The sequence below is a fragment of the Geodermatophilus sp. SYSU D00742 genome, from assembly GCF_054049935.1.
Window position 1 is genome coordinate 56,246 of record NZ_JBJGYJ010000015.1, and the last position, 13,287, is coordinate 69,532.

General features: G+C 74.6%; 14 protein-coding genes. 5 read left to right on the forward strand and 9 right to left on the reverse strand.

The annotated features are described in order from the left end of the window. Both ku and ACI78V_RS12460 read right to left on the reverse strand, forming a co-directional pair. Positions 1 to 1,056: a non-homologous end joining protein Ku gene (ku, locus tag ACI78V_RS12455; protein ID WP_456851218.1), complete on the reverse strand. Its 1,056-nt coding sequence runs from the start codon at positions 1,054 to 1,056 to the stop codon at positions 1 to 3. 129 nt (positions 1,057 to 1,185) lie between these two features. Beyond that, the gene (locus ACI78V_RS12460) at positions 1,186 to 1,749 is read right to left on the reverse strand and encodes a DUF1360 domain-containing protein (protein ID WP_456851219.1); all 564 of its coding nucleotides are present in this window, start codon (positions 1,747 to 1,749) and stop codon (positions 1,186 to 1,188) included. A 172-nt stretch (positions 1,750 to 1,921) separates the two neighbouring features. Here ACI78V_RS12460 and ACI78V_RS12465 point away from each other — a divergent pair, with 172 nt between their 5' ends. After that, complete coding sequence (locus ACI78V_RS12465) at positions 1,922 to 2,332, forward strand: hypothetical protein (protein ID WP_456851220.1); 411 nt, start codon at positions 1,922 to 1,924, stop codon at positions 2,330 to 2,332. A gap of 287 nt (positions 2,333 to 2,619) precedes the next feature. After that, on the forward strand, positions 2,620 to 3,018 hold the full coding sequence (locus tag ACI78V_RS12470) for an STAS domain-containing protein (protein ID WP_456851221.1): 399 nt from the start codon (positions 2,620 to 2,622) through the stop codon (positions 3,016 to 3,018). A 96-nt stretch (positions 3,019 to 3,114) separates the two neighbouring features. On the opposite strand, the gene ACI78V_RS12475 is transcribed toward ACI78V_RS12470, so the two are convergent. After that, entirely contained in the window at positions 3,115 to 4,140 is a 1,026-nt protein-coding gene (locus ACI78V_RS12475; RefSeq protein WP_456851222.1) for a DNA topoisomerase IB, read from the reverse strand. A 58-nt stretch (positions 4,141 to 4,198) separates the two neighbouring features. Continuing rightward, the gene (locus ACI78V_RS12480) at positions 4,199 to 6,049 is read right to left on the reverse strand and encodes a SpoIIE family protein phosphatase (RefSeq protein WP_456851223.1); all 1,851 of its coding nucleotides are present in this window, start codon (positions 6,047 to 6,049) and stop codon (positions 4,199 to 4,201) included. Positions 6,050 to 6,273: 224 nt separating this feature from the next. Between ACI78V_RS12480 and ACI78V_RS12485 the strand changes: the two genes are divergently transcribed. Both ACI78V_RS12485 and ACI78V_RS12490 read left to right on the forward strand, forming a co-directional pair. Continuing rightward, positions 6,274 to 6,771, forward strand: coding sequence for an ATP-binding protein (locus tag ACI78V_RS12485; RefSeq protein WP_456851224.1), 498 nt, complete (start codon positions 6,274 to 6,276; stop codon positions 6,769 to 6,771). Continuing rightward, the gene (locus ACI78V_RS12490) at positions 6,768 to 7,778 is read left to right on the forward strand and encodes an RNA polymerase sigma factor SigF (RefSeq protein WP_456851225.1); all 1,011 of its coding nucleotides are present in this window, start codon (positions 6,768 to 6,770) and stop codon (positions 7,776 to 7,778) included. The genes ACI78V_RS12485 and ACI78V_RS12490 overlap by 4 nt, the downstream gene beginning before the upstream one ends. A gap of 149 nt (positions 7,779 to 7,927) precedes the next feature. On the opposite strand, the gene ACI78V_RS12495 is transcribed toward ACI78V_RS12490, so the two are convergent. Continuing rightward, complete coding sequence (locus ACI78V_RS12495) at positions 7,928 to 9,142, reverse strand: SPFH domain-containing protein (RefSeq protein WP_456851226.1); 1,215 nt, start codon at positions 9,140 to 9,142, stop codon at positions 7,928 to 7,930. 46 nt (positions 9,143 to 9,188) lie between these two features. Next, complete coding sequence (locus tag ACI78V_RS12500) at positions 9,189 to 9,632, reverse strand: NfeD family protein (RefSeq protein WP_456851227.1); 444 nt, start codon at positions 9,630 to 9,632, stop codon at positions 9,189 to 9,191. 86 nt (positions 9,633 to 9,718) lie between these two features. Here ACI78V_RS12500 and ACI78V_RS12505 point away from each other — a divergent pair, with 86 nt between their 5' ends. After that, on the forward strand, positions 9,719 to 10,456 hold the full coding sequence (locus tag ACI78V_RS12505) for a hypothetical protein (protein ID WP_456851228.1): 738 nt from the start codon (positions 9,719 to 9,721) through the stop codon (positions 10,454 to 10,456). Positions 10,457 to 10,541: 85 nt separating this feature from the next. On the opposite strand, the gene ACI78V_RS12510 is transcribed toward ACI78V_RS12505, so the two are convergent. Genes ACI78V_RS12510 through fabG form a run of 3 tightly spaced genes read right to left on the reverse strand, consistent with a single transcriptional unit; the run spans position 10,542 to position 13,181 of the window. Beyond that, the gene (locus ACI78V_RS12510; protein WP_456851229.1) at positions 10,542 to 11,669 is read right to left on the reverse strand and encodes a ferrochelatase; all 1,128 of its coding nucleotides are present in this window, start codon (positions 11,667 to 11,669) and stop codon (positions 10,542 to 10,544) included. 37 nt (positions 11,670 to 11,706) lie between these two features. Next, positions 11,707 to 12,477: an enoyl-ACP reductase FabI gene (gene fabI, locus ACI78V_RS12515; RefSeq protein ID WP_456851230.1), complete on the reverse strand. Its 771-nt coding sequence runs from the start codon at positions 12,475 to 12,477 to the stop codon at positions 11,707 to 11,709. After that, positions 12,477 to 13,181, reverse strand: a complete 705-nt coding sequence (fabG, locus tag ACI78V_RS12520) for a 3-oxoacyl-ACP reductase FabG (protein WP_456851231.1) — start codon at positions 13,179 to 13,181, stop codon at positions 12,477 to 12,479. Before fabG ends, fabI begins: the two co-directional genes overlap by 1 nt. Positions 13,182 to 13,287: the final 106 nt, after the last annotated feature.

Consider the following 13,287-nt stretch of genomic DNA (forward strand, 5'->3'; position numbering starts at 1 on the left):
TCAGGCGGTGCGGCGGGCGCGCTTGGCCGGCTGGTCCGCCGTGGCCTTCTTCGCGGCCGCGCTCCGCGTGGCCGCCGTCGTCTTCGCGGCGGCGGTCGCCTTCTTCGCCGGCTTCTCGGCGGTCTTCTCCGCCGCCTTCCGCGCGGTCGTCTTCCGCGCGGCCGTCGCCTTCCGCGCCGGCCGCTCCTCGACCTCCTCGTCCCCGCGGGCGGGGGCGCGCTTGGCGGCGGCGGCCTTCTTCGCCGGCGCCCGGCGGGCGGGCGCCTCGTCCTCGGCCGGGGCGCCGCCCCGGGCCTGCTCGACGCTGCGGCGCAGGGCGCTCATCAGGTCGACGACGGCGGCACCGGAGTCGGCGGTCTCCGGCAGCGGCTGCACCTCACCCCCGCTCTGCTTGGCCTCCAGCAGGGCGGTCATGGCCTCGCGGTAGTCGTCGGTGAAGGCGGTGGGGTCGAACTCCCCGGTCATGGAGGTGATCAGCGCCTCGGCCATCTGCAGCTCCTGCGGCCGGACGGCGATGTCCTCGTCGAGGAAGGCGAAGTCCGGACGCCGGATCTCGTCGGGCCAGCGCATCGTGTGCAGCACCATCACGCCGTCCCGGACCCGCAGGGCCGCGAGCGACTCGCGCGAGCGGATCGCGATCTTGGTGATGGCGACCTGACCGGCGTTCTCCAGGGCGTCGCGCAGCAGCACGTAGGGGCGGGTCGCCGAGGCGTCGGGCTCCAGGTAGTACGTCTTCTCGAAGTGGATGGGGTCGATCTCGTCCTGGTCGACGAACTCGAGCACCTCGATCTCCCGGCGCGTGGCCAGCGGGAGGTCCTCGAAGTCCTCGTCGCTGAGGATCACCAGCTGGCCGTCGGGCAGCTCGTAGCCCTTGGCGATCTCGGAGTACTCGACCTCCTCGCCGTCGATCGAGCAGACCCGCTTGTACTTGATCCGGCCGCCGTCGGTGGCGTGCACCTGGTTGAACCGGATGTCGTGGTCCTCGGTCGCGGTGTAGAGCTTCACCCCGATGCTGACCAGCCCGAAGGACACCGCGCCGCGCCAGATCGACCGCATGCCGCACTCCTCAGGAGGTCCCGTCCCACGACCGCGGGCGGGGAAGGCCAGGCGGTCAAGATCGCAGGATAGGTCCGTTCCCCGGCCCGTGGCAGGTCGAACCCCGCGCGCCTCGCCCGTACGGAGGAGTCAGCCCTCCTCCTCACCGGGCTCCAGGGCGCCGTTCTGGATGGCGTCGTAGGCGAACTGCAGGACGTCGGAGCCGGCGACTGCGGTCATCGTCAGCGCCGCCAGCCGGGTGGCGTTCGGAGCGGCCACGTAGGCGAACACGAACGCCGTGCCCACCCACTGGGCCAGGCAGAACGGGCAGGTGAGCAGCTCTCCGACGGCGTGCTTCACCCCGCCGTGCTCGCGCACCTCCTCGGCCACCTCCGCGTGACCCGACGGGCCCTGGAAGGCGGTGAACGGCGCGCGCAGGGGGCTGGTCACCGGGTCCTTGGCGATCCGGCGAGCCAGCCGGAAGGTCCCGACCGTCAGCAGCACCGCGTCCCCCAGCGGGATGCGCCGGGGCAGGGGCCGGCCCGAGGCCCGGACGACGGCCACACCGGCGGCGACCACGGCGCTGTACACGCCCATCGCCCCGAGGTCCCCGCCCAGCGGGCGCGGCTCCCCCTGTGAGTACTCGCGCTTCTGGATGCGGGCCCAGCGGCGGACCGGGGCCCCGATCCGCTGCACCTCGTCTGCGATCGCCATGGGGCCCCGCTACCCCGCCGTCCCCGGTGCCATGCCGGAACGGGACCGGCCGTCGGCAGGACGAGGGTCACGCATGGCCGGGCACGCGACGGGTAGGCCGGACCCAGACGTCGGCCGGCTCCCCGGCCGCATCCCCGAGCGCGCGGGCCCTCCCGCGCAGAGGAGGCACCGAATGACGCAGCCCGAGGGCCAGACCGCCCGGGACGTGTTCCCCGAGGACGAGGGGATCCCCGAGGTCTCCCAGGACGACTCCCCCACCCAGGAGCGCGCCGAGGACCCGCAGTTCGCGCCCGTCCCCCGTGACGACGCCGGCGCCAGCGTCGACTTCGGCACGACCGCCTTCGAGCAGTCGGAGGGCGAGTCGCTCACCGGCCGGCTCGACCGCGAGGTGCCCGACGTCCAGCCCGGCGTCCGCGCCGCCGAGGACCCCCAGCGCGCCCACCTGCAACTGGAGCAGGACACCTCCACCACGCCGGACACCGACTCCGGGACCAACCGCACCGCGGACGACGTGGAGGCGACCGGGGACCTGCCGGTCGGCGGCGAGAGCGCCGAGGAGGCCGCGGTCCACGTGATCGACTGACGACGCGGACCGGGGCGGGCTGTGCCGGGTGGCCCCGCCCGCTGCCGGTGCGCAGCGGGCGGGGCCTGCCCGACGGTGCCCGATCGGGCGGGTTGGCGCGTCCCAGGACCGTTGTCTACGTTGGTGCGGCGGTTGAGCAGGCAGCCGCAGCCACGCCGGTTCGCACCGGCGGGGGACACGATCGACGACGAGCGGGCCCGGGGGGCCACGACACCGGCGGGCCGCGCAGCGGTAGATTGACCGGGCGGTCGTGCCGTCGGGCACTGCCGTTGAGAGGAGCTCAGCCCGTGACCACATCCGACCTGCCTGCCGAGGGGCAGCCCGACGTGTCGACCGAAGGCACGGAGGCACCCTTCGACGACGTGATCACGCTCTCCACCTCCACCGGGGACGACGGCGCGGTCACGGTGACGGTCGTCGGCGAAGTGGACACGTTCACCGCCCCGGTCCTCCGCTCCTCGCTGGACACCCAGCTGGAGCAGCAGCCGAAGAGCCTGGTCATCGACCTGTCCGGCGTCCAGTTCCTCGGCTCCGCCGGGCTGGCCGTCCTCGTCGAGACCCAGAAGGCGGCCCGCACCCGTGAGGTCGACCTGCGCCTGGTCGCCACCACGCGCGCGGTCACCCGGCCGCTGGAGGTCACCGGTCTGATCGACCTGTTCACCATCGTGGACGGCAGCGCGCGCTGACGGAGGACCCTGCCCCCGCCACCCACGAGCTCGCGGCGGGACGCTGCAGGGGCGTACACGAAGGGCCCCGCCGGTTCCGGCGGGGCCCTCGCTGTCTCATGCGTCGGTGAGCATCCGGCAGACCGCCTGCTCCAGCACCTTCTGCGCCGTCCGGTCGTCGGTGGCCGAGGCCGCCTCTCCCAGCGCCGGCGCGATGGTCTCCCCGTTCTCGAACCGGTCGACGACCCTCGGGTCGACGTAGCTGGCCTTGCAGACCGCCGGGGTGTTGCCGAGGGTCTCCGAGACCCGTTCGTAGGCCTGCTTCACCACCCGCTTGCGGGCGGTCCTCGTCGCCGGCTCCGGCGTCTCGGCGAGCGTGGCCGCCATCAGCACCGTGGCGTTCCAGGTCCGGAAGTCCTTCGCGGTGATCTCCGCGTCGCTGATCTCCTTGAGGTAGGCGTTGACCTCGGCGCTGGTCACGTCGTGCCACACCCGGCCGGGGCCGGTCGGGTCGTCGACCCAGTACCCGAGCAGCTCCTCGCCGGTGTCGGCCGGCCGCTTGAGCAGCTCACGGACGACGTCGGCCGTCGGCCGGTCGGTCAGCTCGAGCTCCCGCTCGATGCCGCCCTTGGCCGTGTAGGAGAAGAAGACCCGCTCACCGCGCACCCGCACGTGGTCCCGGAGCAGCGTGGCCAACCCGTAGGTGCCGTTGTCCTCGGCGTACTGCTCGCTGCCCACCCGGAAGGCGCCGAGGTCCAGCAGCCGCACGGCAGCGGCCAGCACCCGCTCCCGCGTCAGCCCGGAGCCGGTGACCGCCTCCACCACCGCCTCCCGCACGTCGGGCAGCTGGTGGGCGATCTCCAGCACCCGCTCGTGCTTCTCGGCGTCGCGCCGGGCCCGCCACGCGTCGTGGTAGCGGTACTGGCGGCGCCCCGCGGCGTCGACCCCGGTGGCCTGGATGTGCCCGTTGGGCCACGGGCAGATCCAGACGTCGGACCAGGCCGGTGGGATGGCCAGGGCCCGGACGCGGTCCAGGCGCTCGTCCCTGATCAGCGAGCCGTCGGTGTCGTAGTAGGCGAAACCGCGGCCGGCGCGCCGGCGTCGCCACCCGGGGCCGTGCACGTCGCTGCGGCGGAGTCTCACGCCCGGGGAATGGGCAACGACGACGTTCCTCAAACCGCGCCGTCGGCGCGGTTCCCCGTCAGCGCAGCTCCACCAGGCCGCCCAGCCCGCTGATCTCGAGGATGTGCCGGGTGACGCCGCCCTCGGGGGCGTGCACCGTCAGGCGCCAGCCCTCGTCGCCGGCGATCCGCGCCATGGCGAGGACGACACGCACCGCGGCGCTGCTGAAGAGCGTGACGGCCGTGAGGTCCAGCTCGACACGGCCGGTGCCGCCGTGGCTGGCCTCCAGCAACCGGATGCGCATCTGCTCCGCGCCGACCAGGTCCACCACACCCGCGGCCCGCACCACCGGGCGCTCGCCCGTGCGGTCGACGACGACGTCGGCGGTGCTCGCGTTCGCGTGGCGCTCCTCGATCTCCTCCGGGCTGCGGCGCAGCCGCATGCTGAGGGTGACCGTGGTGCCGTGCTCGCCCTGCAGCACCACGCCGTCGACCAACTGGCGCATGATCAGCAGCCCCCGGCCGCGGTCGCCGGGGTCGCGGTCGGGCGGACGCCAGGTGCCCTCGTCGCGGACGGTGACGGTCAGCAGCCCGTCGACGTCCACCGCGGCGGTGACCCACATGCGGCCGGGCTCGCTGCCGCGGTAGGCGTGCTCCACGGCGTTGGCGCAGGCCTCCCCCACGGCGACCATGACGCCGACCGTGTCCTGCTCCCCCATGCCGAGGGCCGTGAGCCAGGTGGCCAGCCGGCGGCGGACCGCCGGCAGCGAGGACGGGACGGCTAGCAGGTCGAGGGCGATGGCCTCGGTCGCCTCCGCGCGCCGGTGGGCAACGAGGACGGCGATGTCGTCCGGCCGCTCCCGCGCGTCCAGCAACCGCTCCACGACGGCGGCGGCGAGCCCGGCCGCCTCCTCGGCGTCCGGGGCGCCGGGCCCCGGCAGCGCCTCCCGGGCGACCTGCGCCAGGCGGTCCAGCCCCCGGGCCGGCGGCGGCCCCGAGGCCGCGACGGCGCCGTCGGAGTACAGGACGAGCGTGGCGCCCGGCTCCACCTCCGCGGTGGCGACGTCGGTGGGCGCACCGGGCAGGCTCCCCAGCGGGGGGCGGGGGGTGAGCGGCAGGAACGTCGTCGTGCCGTCGGGGTGCACCACCAGCGGCGGCGGGTGACCGGCAGCGGCGTAGGTCAGCCGGCCGGTGGCCGCCTCCAGCACGCCGTAGAACACCGAGGCGCCCTCGACGTCCTCCATCTGGGCGGCGAACGCGTCGAGCGCGGCGACGACCGCCGCCGGCGACGGGTCGCGCAGCGCCACCGACCGCATCGCCCCGCGCAGGCGGCTCATCGCACCGGCGGCCGGGACACCGTGGCCGACGGCGTCCCCGATCACCAGCGCCACCCGGCCCCGACCGAGCGGGACCGCGTCGTACCAGTCCCCGCCGGCCGCGCGGGCCGAGCTGGCCCGGTGGTAGCTGCCCGACAGCCGGAGGTCGGGGAGCAGGGGCAGGGTCGGCGGCAGCAGCGAGTGCTGCGCCAGCTCGACGACGTCGGCCTCGCTGCCCGGGCGGTCGGCTCGGTCGGCCGGGTCGGACTCCAGGACCAGCAGCACCCCGGGCTCGCCCCCGACCGTCAGCGGCTGCAGGACGACGCTGGCGGCCTCGCCGTCGGACCCCAGGGTGCCGTGCACGGTCTCCGGACGGCCGGTGCGGGCGACGGTGTCGGCCAGGTCGGCGACCCGGTGCCCGGCGACGGAGGGGAGGTCCGCACGGGTGGCGCCCAGCTCCCGGGCCCGGGCGTTGGCCCAGACGGGCTCCATGGCGGGCCCGGCGAGGCAGTAGATGGCCGCCGGGGCGTCCTCCATCGCCGCGACCAGCACGGCGCCCCCCGCGTCCTGGGTGGGACGCGACCCCGGGCTCGCACTCTCCTGGCTGGCGTTCATCTGCGGTCAGGAAACAGCAGGGGGAGGAGGGCGGCAACCGCGCTCCCCCAGGTGGGACGGGGGGTTTGGCGCACGGGGGACCACGGGTAACCCACTTCTTCGGGCGCCTTGCCCGTCGACGCTGCGCCGGTCCGGCCGCTCGTCGGGCACGATGGGCCCCAGCCGCGCGCGCCGGGTCCCCCGGCGCCGGGTGCGGAACGCAGAGGATGAGGAGCGGACGACGGATGGTGGACTCGAGGGGTGCCCTCGCGCACGACGGGCGGCGCGCCGAACGACTGGAACTGCGGGTGCCCACCACCCCGAGCCAGCTGCCCGCGGTGCGGGCCATGGCCGGTGACCTGGCGATGCGGATGGACTACGACCTCGATGCCGTCGAGGACCTCCGCCTCGCGGTGGACGAGGCCTGCGCGACGCTCGCCTCGGTCGTGTCCGGCGACCGGCGACTGACCGTCGTGTTCGAGACGACGCGGGCCGGCCTCCACATCGACGCCTGGGTGCCGACCACGGAGGGCACCGACGTCCCCCGCGACGGCTTCGGGTGGGCGGTGCTGCACACGCTGGTCGACAACGTGGAGGCCGGGCCCGCCACGCAGGCGACCGTGCCGGCCGGGGACGGCTCCGCCGCCCCGGTCGCGCTCATCTCGATGGACAAGTTCCTCCCGGGTCAGCACCCGGACCAGCTGCTCGGTGACGCCGGCCAGAACATCTCGGTCGCGCGGTGACCCGGGGGGCAACCGCGAGGTCACAGCCCGTCGAGGAGGACACCCTGCGCGACGACGAGTCCCCGACCGCCCCCCGGCCGACGGAGGGAGAGATCGCGTCGGAGGAGCAGCCGGTCCTGGTCCCCGATCCCCGCACCGAGGAGGTCCCGCCGGCGGACGCCGCGGCCGGGTCCGACGCCACGGACGAGCCGGACGCCGTCGCCGAGCCGGAGGCCGCGGTCGAGCCCGACGCCGTCCCCGTGTCGGACAACCGCCGCCGCGCCGAGCGCACCGCTCCGCTGTTCGCGGAGCTGGCCACGCTGGAGAAGGGCGACCCCCGGCGGGAACGGCTGCGGGAGATCCTCGTCGAGGAGCACCTGCCGCTCGTCCGCCACTTCGCCCGCCGGTTCAGCAACCGTGGCGAGCCCTTCGACGACCTGCTCCAGGTCGGCACGCTGGGCCTGATCGCGGCGATCGACCGGTTCGACCCGACCCGTGGCGTGGAGTTCCTCTCCTTCGCGGTGCCGACGATCACCGGCGAGATCAAGCGCCACTTCCGCGACCAGGGCTGGTCGGTGCGGGTGCCGCGCCGGCTGCAGGAGCTGCACCTGTCGCTCAACGCCGCGGTCGGGGAGCTGGCCCAGAAGAACGGCCGGGCGCCGACGCCCAGCGAGCTCGCCGAGCACCTGGGCATCCCGCGGGCGGAGGTGCTGGAGGGGCTCGCCGTCGCCAACGCCTACCGCAGCAGCTCGCTGGACGAGCGGCTCTCCGGTGAGGACGACTCCCCCACCCTGGCGGCCACCCTCGGCGAGGAGGACGCCGCGCTCGAGGGGGTGGAGTACCGGGAGTCACTGCAGCCGCTGCTGGCCACCATCCCGGCCCGCGAACGGCGCATCCTCATCCTGCGGTTCTTCGGCAACATGACCCAGTCGCAGATCGCCGCCGACATCGGCATCTCGCAGATGCACGTCTCGCGACTGCTCAGCCAGACCCTCGCCAAGCTGCGCGAGGGGCTGCTCAAGGACTGAGGCACCGTCGACCCACCCCGGTCGACACCGCCACCAGGAGCCGTACCCGGCCGGGACACAGCCGCTGCCGTGTCCCGGCCGGGGACCCCCGGCCCCGCGACCGGTCCACTCCCGACAGGAGCGGTACCCGGCGCGGGACGCGGCCGCCGCTACGTCCGGGGCCGGCCGTTGTCGGTCGCGCCGAACTGTTCCCGGACTGCCGGGTCGGCCGCCGGCCCGCTGTCGCGGACGTCCTCGGTCACCTGGGACAGCGGCGGCGGGGTCGGCACGGCCGGCTCGCTGTCGGCGATGCTGGTCAGCTCGATCCTCGCCTCCGGCTGGTCGGCCGCCGGGGGCAGTTGCGACTCGAACCAGCCGCTGGTGTCCATCTCCGCGGTCGGCTTCGCGCCGCCGTCCGGCGACGGGCCGACGTCCATCCAGGACCGTCCCTCCCCGGCCCCGCCGAGGTTGGCCAGGCCCTCCAGCGCCTTGCTGAACTCGCTCGGGACGATCCACATCTTGTTCGCGTCGCCCTGCGCGATCTGCGGCAGCGTCTGGAGGTACTGGTAGGCCAGCAGCCCCTGGTCGGGCTTGCCGTCGTGGATGGCCTGGAAGACCGTCTCGATGGACTTCGCCTGTCCCTGCGCCTGCAGGAACAGCGCGGCGCGCTCACCCTCGGCGCGCAGGATCCGGCTCTGCCGCTCGGCCTCCGCCTCGAGGATGGCCGCCTGCTTCTTGCCCTCCGCCGAGAGGATGGCGGCGGCCTTCTGACCCTCGGCCGTGGTGATCGCCGACTGCCGGGCACCCTCGGCCTGCAGGATGATGGCGCGCTTGTCGCGGTCGGCGCGCATCTGCTTCTCCATCGAGTCCTGGATGGACGGCGGCGGGTCGATCGCCTTGATCTCCACGCGGGCCACCCGCAGCCCCCACGGGCCGGTGGTGCCGTCGAGCACCGAGCGCAGCTGGCTGTTGATGCCGTCGCGGCCGGTCAGCGCACCCTCCAGGTTCAGCCCGCCGACGACGTTGCGCAGCGTCGTCGTGGTCAGCTGCTCCATGCCGGTGATGTAGTTGGCGATGCCGTAGACGGCCAGCCGCGGGTCGGTCACCTGGAAGTAGACGACGGTGTCGATGCCGACCTGCAGGTTGTCGGCGGTGATCACCGGCTGCGGGGGGAAGGAGACGACCTGCTCGCGCAGGTCGATGGTGGCGCGGACGCGGTCGATGAACGGCACGAGGATCGACAGGCCCGGGGAGAGCGTGCGGCTGTAGCGGCCGAGCCGCTCGACCACCTTGGCCTGCGCCTGCGGCACGATCGTCACGCTCTTGGCGATGACGACGACCACCAGCAGGGCGATCACGATGAGGGCGATCAGGGCGGGCGTCACGGGGTGTTCCCTTCGTCAGGGGTGGGACAGGTCCGGGGGCGGCGCGTCACTCCAGTTCGAGGGCGTCCCCCACGACGGCGGTGGCCCCGTCGACCTGCAGGATCCGCACGGTGGTGCCGACGGGGAAGTGCTCGCCGCCGTACTGGCTGCGCGCGGTCCACTCGTCGGCGCCCAGCCGGATGCGCCCGCCGTGCCCGTCGACGGCCTCGGTGACCTTCGCCGTCCGGCCGATCACGGTGGCGACGCCGTCGAGCTGCTCGGGCGTCCGGTCCACCAGGTGCCGCTTGGCCAGCGGGCGCACGAGGACCAGCAGCAGCGCCGAGACGACGATGAACCCGACGAGCTGCAGGACCACCGGACCGCCGAGGAGGGCGACGGTCATGCCGCCCAGCGCACCGCCGGCGAACATGAGCAGCACCAGGTCGAGACTGGCCATCTCACCCGCCGCGAACAGGCCGGATGCGATGAGCCACAGCAGCCAGGCGTCCACCCCGTCACTCTCGCAGACCGGAACCGGGGAGTGACCGGTTCCCACACCCTCGTCACCATCCCGAGACCCCGGCATAACCTCGCCGGGTGCACGACTTCCCCGCCGGCCGGTTCGCGGTCTGGGCGACCGCCTGGCTCACCGGCCGTTCCTCCTACGACGAGGCGCTGGACGCGCTGACCGGCGAGACCGCGCACCGGGTGTCCGGGATGCCGGGCACCGCCGAGGCGGTCCCCCTCGGATGGGCACTGACCGCGCTGCGCGGCCTGGGCGAGCGCCGGTTCCGGCTCGTCCTGCCCGTGCCCGGTGACGTCCGCGGGCTGCCGCGCGCCCCCGGTCTGGCCGAGCTGGCACTGGAGGCGGGACAGGCGGCCGTCGGGGAGCGCCTCGCGCTGGTGCCGGAGCCCCTCGGGCCCGAGGTGGTCCAGTGGACGGCGTTCCCCCTGGACGGTGTGCCACCGGTGCCGCCGCCGGTCGAGGGCTCGCTGCGGGCGGTGTCCGGCGCGCTGGACCTGGCCGTGGGCGACGCGGCCCGCACGCTGGTCGACCTCGACCTCGCCCGCTGGCACCCGGAGGTGCCCGCACTGCTGGCCGGGCTGGCCAGGCCGGCGCACGTGCCCGGGATGCCGCCGGGCACCGACCCCGTCGCGCTGTCGGTCCTGGGCCGCGCCCAGCGGCTGGCGCAGGTGCTCGACCTCGCGCTCACCGACGCCCCGGGTGGCGCGGTCACCACCGGTCAGGCCGCCGCCCGGGACGACGCGCTGCGCCCGCTGGCCGACGCCGTCCGCGAGGCCGTCACGGCGGCCTTCAACGCCGTCCCGCGCTGAGGCCGCAACCCGTCGCCGGGTTCCTCCGGCCATTGCCGGTCCTGTAGCACCCGCGATCCGCGAGGAGTTCCGGCGATGCCGTCGCTCAGGCGGGCGGCCCGGCGGGTCTGGCCACGAAACAGCAGGCCGCGGGGCAGTTCGTGCCCAGGCGCGGGCGGGCGCCGGCCCGGCGCTCCTGCACCAGCTCCCGCACCGTGGCGACGAACGCCGGGTGCGTGCCCGCCGTGCCCGCCCGGGCGAAGGCCAGGCCCAGCCCGGCGGCGGTCTCCCTCGCCTCGTTGTCGAGGTCCCAGACGACCTCGAGGTGGTCGCTGACGAAGCCGACCGGGAACAGCACGACCGCCTTCTCCCCCGCCGCCGCCAGCGTGCGCAGGTGGTCGTTGACGTCGGGCTCCAGCCACGGCACCGACGGCGGGCCGCTGCGGCTCTGCCACACCAGGTCGAACGACCGGCCCGGCGCGACGGCGTCCACCACCTGACGGGCGGCGGCCCCGAGCTCGTTCTCGTAGGCGTGCCCCTCGGGGCCCGCGACGGCCGCCATGGCGTTCGGGATGCTGTGCGCCGTCGCCACCAGGCGCGCGGTGTCCCGGACGTCGTCGGGCAGCGAGGCCAGCGCCGCGGCCAGGGCGTCGGCGTTGGCCCGGACGAAGCCGGGGGCGTCGAAGTAGTGCGGCAGCTTCTCGGCCGTCGGCGCACCGGGGCCGAACGCGGCACGGGCCCGGGCGACGTCCTCGTGGTACTGCCGGCAGCCCGACGCCGAGGCGTAGGCGGAGGTGGCGAAGACGTAGACGTGCTCGATGCCGTCGTCGGCCATCCGCCGCCAGGTGTCCTCGACGTAGGGCGCCCAGTTGCGGTTGCCCCAGTAGACCGGCAGGTCGACCCCGGCGGCGGCCAGGTCGGCCTCGACCGCGGCGATCAGCGCCTTGTTCTGGTCGTTGATCGGGCTGACGCCGCCGAAGTGGTGGTAGTGCTCGGCGACCTCCTCCAGCCGCTCGCGAGGGATGCCGCGGCCGCGGGTGACGTTCTCGAGGAACGGCATGACGTCCTCGGGCCCCTCGGGGCCCCCGAAGGACAGCACGAGCAGCGCCTCGCGGCGTCCGGCCGGAGCCGGCCGGTCCGACGGGACGACGCCGCCGTTGTTGCGGACGGCGAGCGAGGGGTCCTCGTCGGGGCGCTGGCCGGGGTGGAGGTCGACGTCGGTGGCGCGGGGCACGGTACTTCTTCTCTCTGGCGTCGCGGACGGATGCACCTCACACGCCGACGGCGTGGAACCCCCCGTCGACGTGCACGATCTCGCCGGTGGTCGCGGGGAACCAGTCCGACAGCAGGGCCACGACCGCCTTGCCGGCGGGCTCGGTGTCGGTGACCGACCAGCCCAGCGGTGCGCGTGCCTCCCACGCCTCCTCGAACTGGGCGCTGCCGGGGATCGACTTCATGGCCATGCTGCGCAGCGGGCCCGCGGCGACCAGGTTGACCCGGACGCCCTCGGGGCCCAACTCCCGGGCCAGGTAGCGGGAGGTGGACTCCAGCGCCGCCTTGGCCGCCCCCATCCAGCCGTACACCGGCCAGGCGACGGTCGCGTCGAAGGTCAGCCCGACGACGGAGGCCTGCGCCCCGAACAGCGGTCGGCAGGCCTGGGTGAGGGAGGCCATCGACCAGGTCGACACCTGGAAGGCGGTCGCCGCGTGCTCCCACGCCACCTCGGGGAAGCCCTCCCCCATCGCCTCCTGCGGCGCGAAGCCGATCGAGTGGACGACGCCGTCGAGGGTGTCGCCGACGTGCTCGCGCAGCCGGTCGGCCAGGCTGGCCAGGTGCTCGGTGTCGGTGACGTCGAGCTCGACGACCGGCGCCTCCGCCGGCAGCCGCTTGGCGATCCGCTGGCACAGCGACAGGGCCCGGCCGAAGTTGGACAGGACGACGGTGGCGCCCTGCTCCTGCGCGATCCGGGCGGTCGCGTACGCGATCGACGCCTCGGTGAGGACCCCGGTGACCAGGATCTTCTTGCCCTCGAGGATGCCCATCAGTGCCCCATTCCCAGTCCGCCGTCGACCGGGACGACCGCCCCGGTGATGTAGCCACCCGCGTCGCCGGCCAGGAAGCGCACGACGCCGGCGATCTCCTCCGCGGAGGCGTACCGGCCCAGCGGCACCTGCCCGAGGATCTCCTGCTGGCGCTTCTCCGGCAGCTGCGCGGTCATGTCGGTCTCGACGAAGCCGGGGGCCACCACGTTGGCGGTGATGCCCCGGCTGCCGAGCTCGCGGGCGATCGAGCGGGCCAGGCCGACCAGGCCGGCCTTGCTCGCCGCGTAGTTGGTCTGGCCGGCCGAACCCAGCAGGCCGACGACCGAGGAGATGAAGACCATCCGGCCCGACCGCGCCCGCACCATCTTCGCCGCGGCCCGCTTCGACACCCGGTAGGCGGCGGTGAGGTTGGCGTCGAGGACGTCGGTGAAGTCGGCCTCCTTCATCCGCATGAGCAGGCCGTCGCGGGTGATGCCGGCGTTGCTCACCAGCACCTCGACCGGGCCCTGGTGCTCCTCGACCTCGCTGAACGCCCGGTCGACGTCCTCGGTGCTGGTGACGTCGCACCGCACGCCGAACAGCCCGTCGGGGACGCCGCTGCCCCGGTGGGTGACCGCCACCGAGTCGCCCTGCTCGGCGAAGGAGCGGGCGATGGCCAGCCCGATCCCCCGGTTCCCACCGGTCACGAGCACCGATCTGCCCACTGCGTCACTCCCCTGCGCCGACCGCACCGTCGGCCACCGAACCTAGTCGGTCGGCGCAGGTCACACCTCCGCGCACGGTCGTCGGCCGCCGCGACCACCTCGGGGC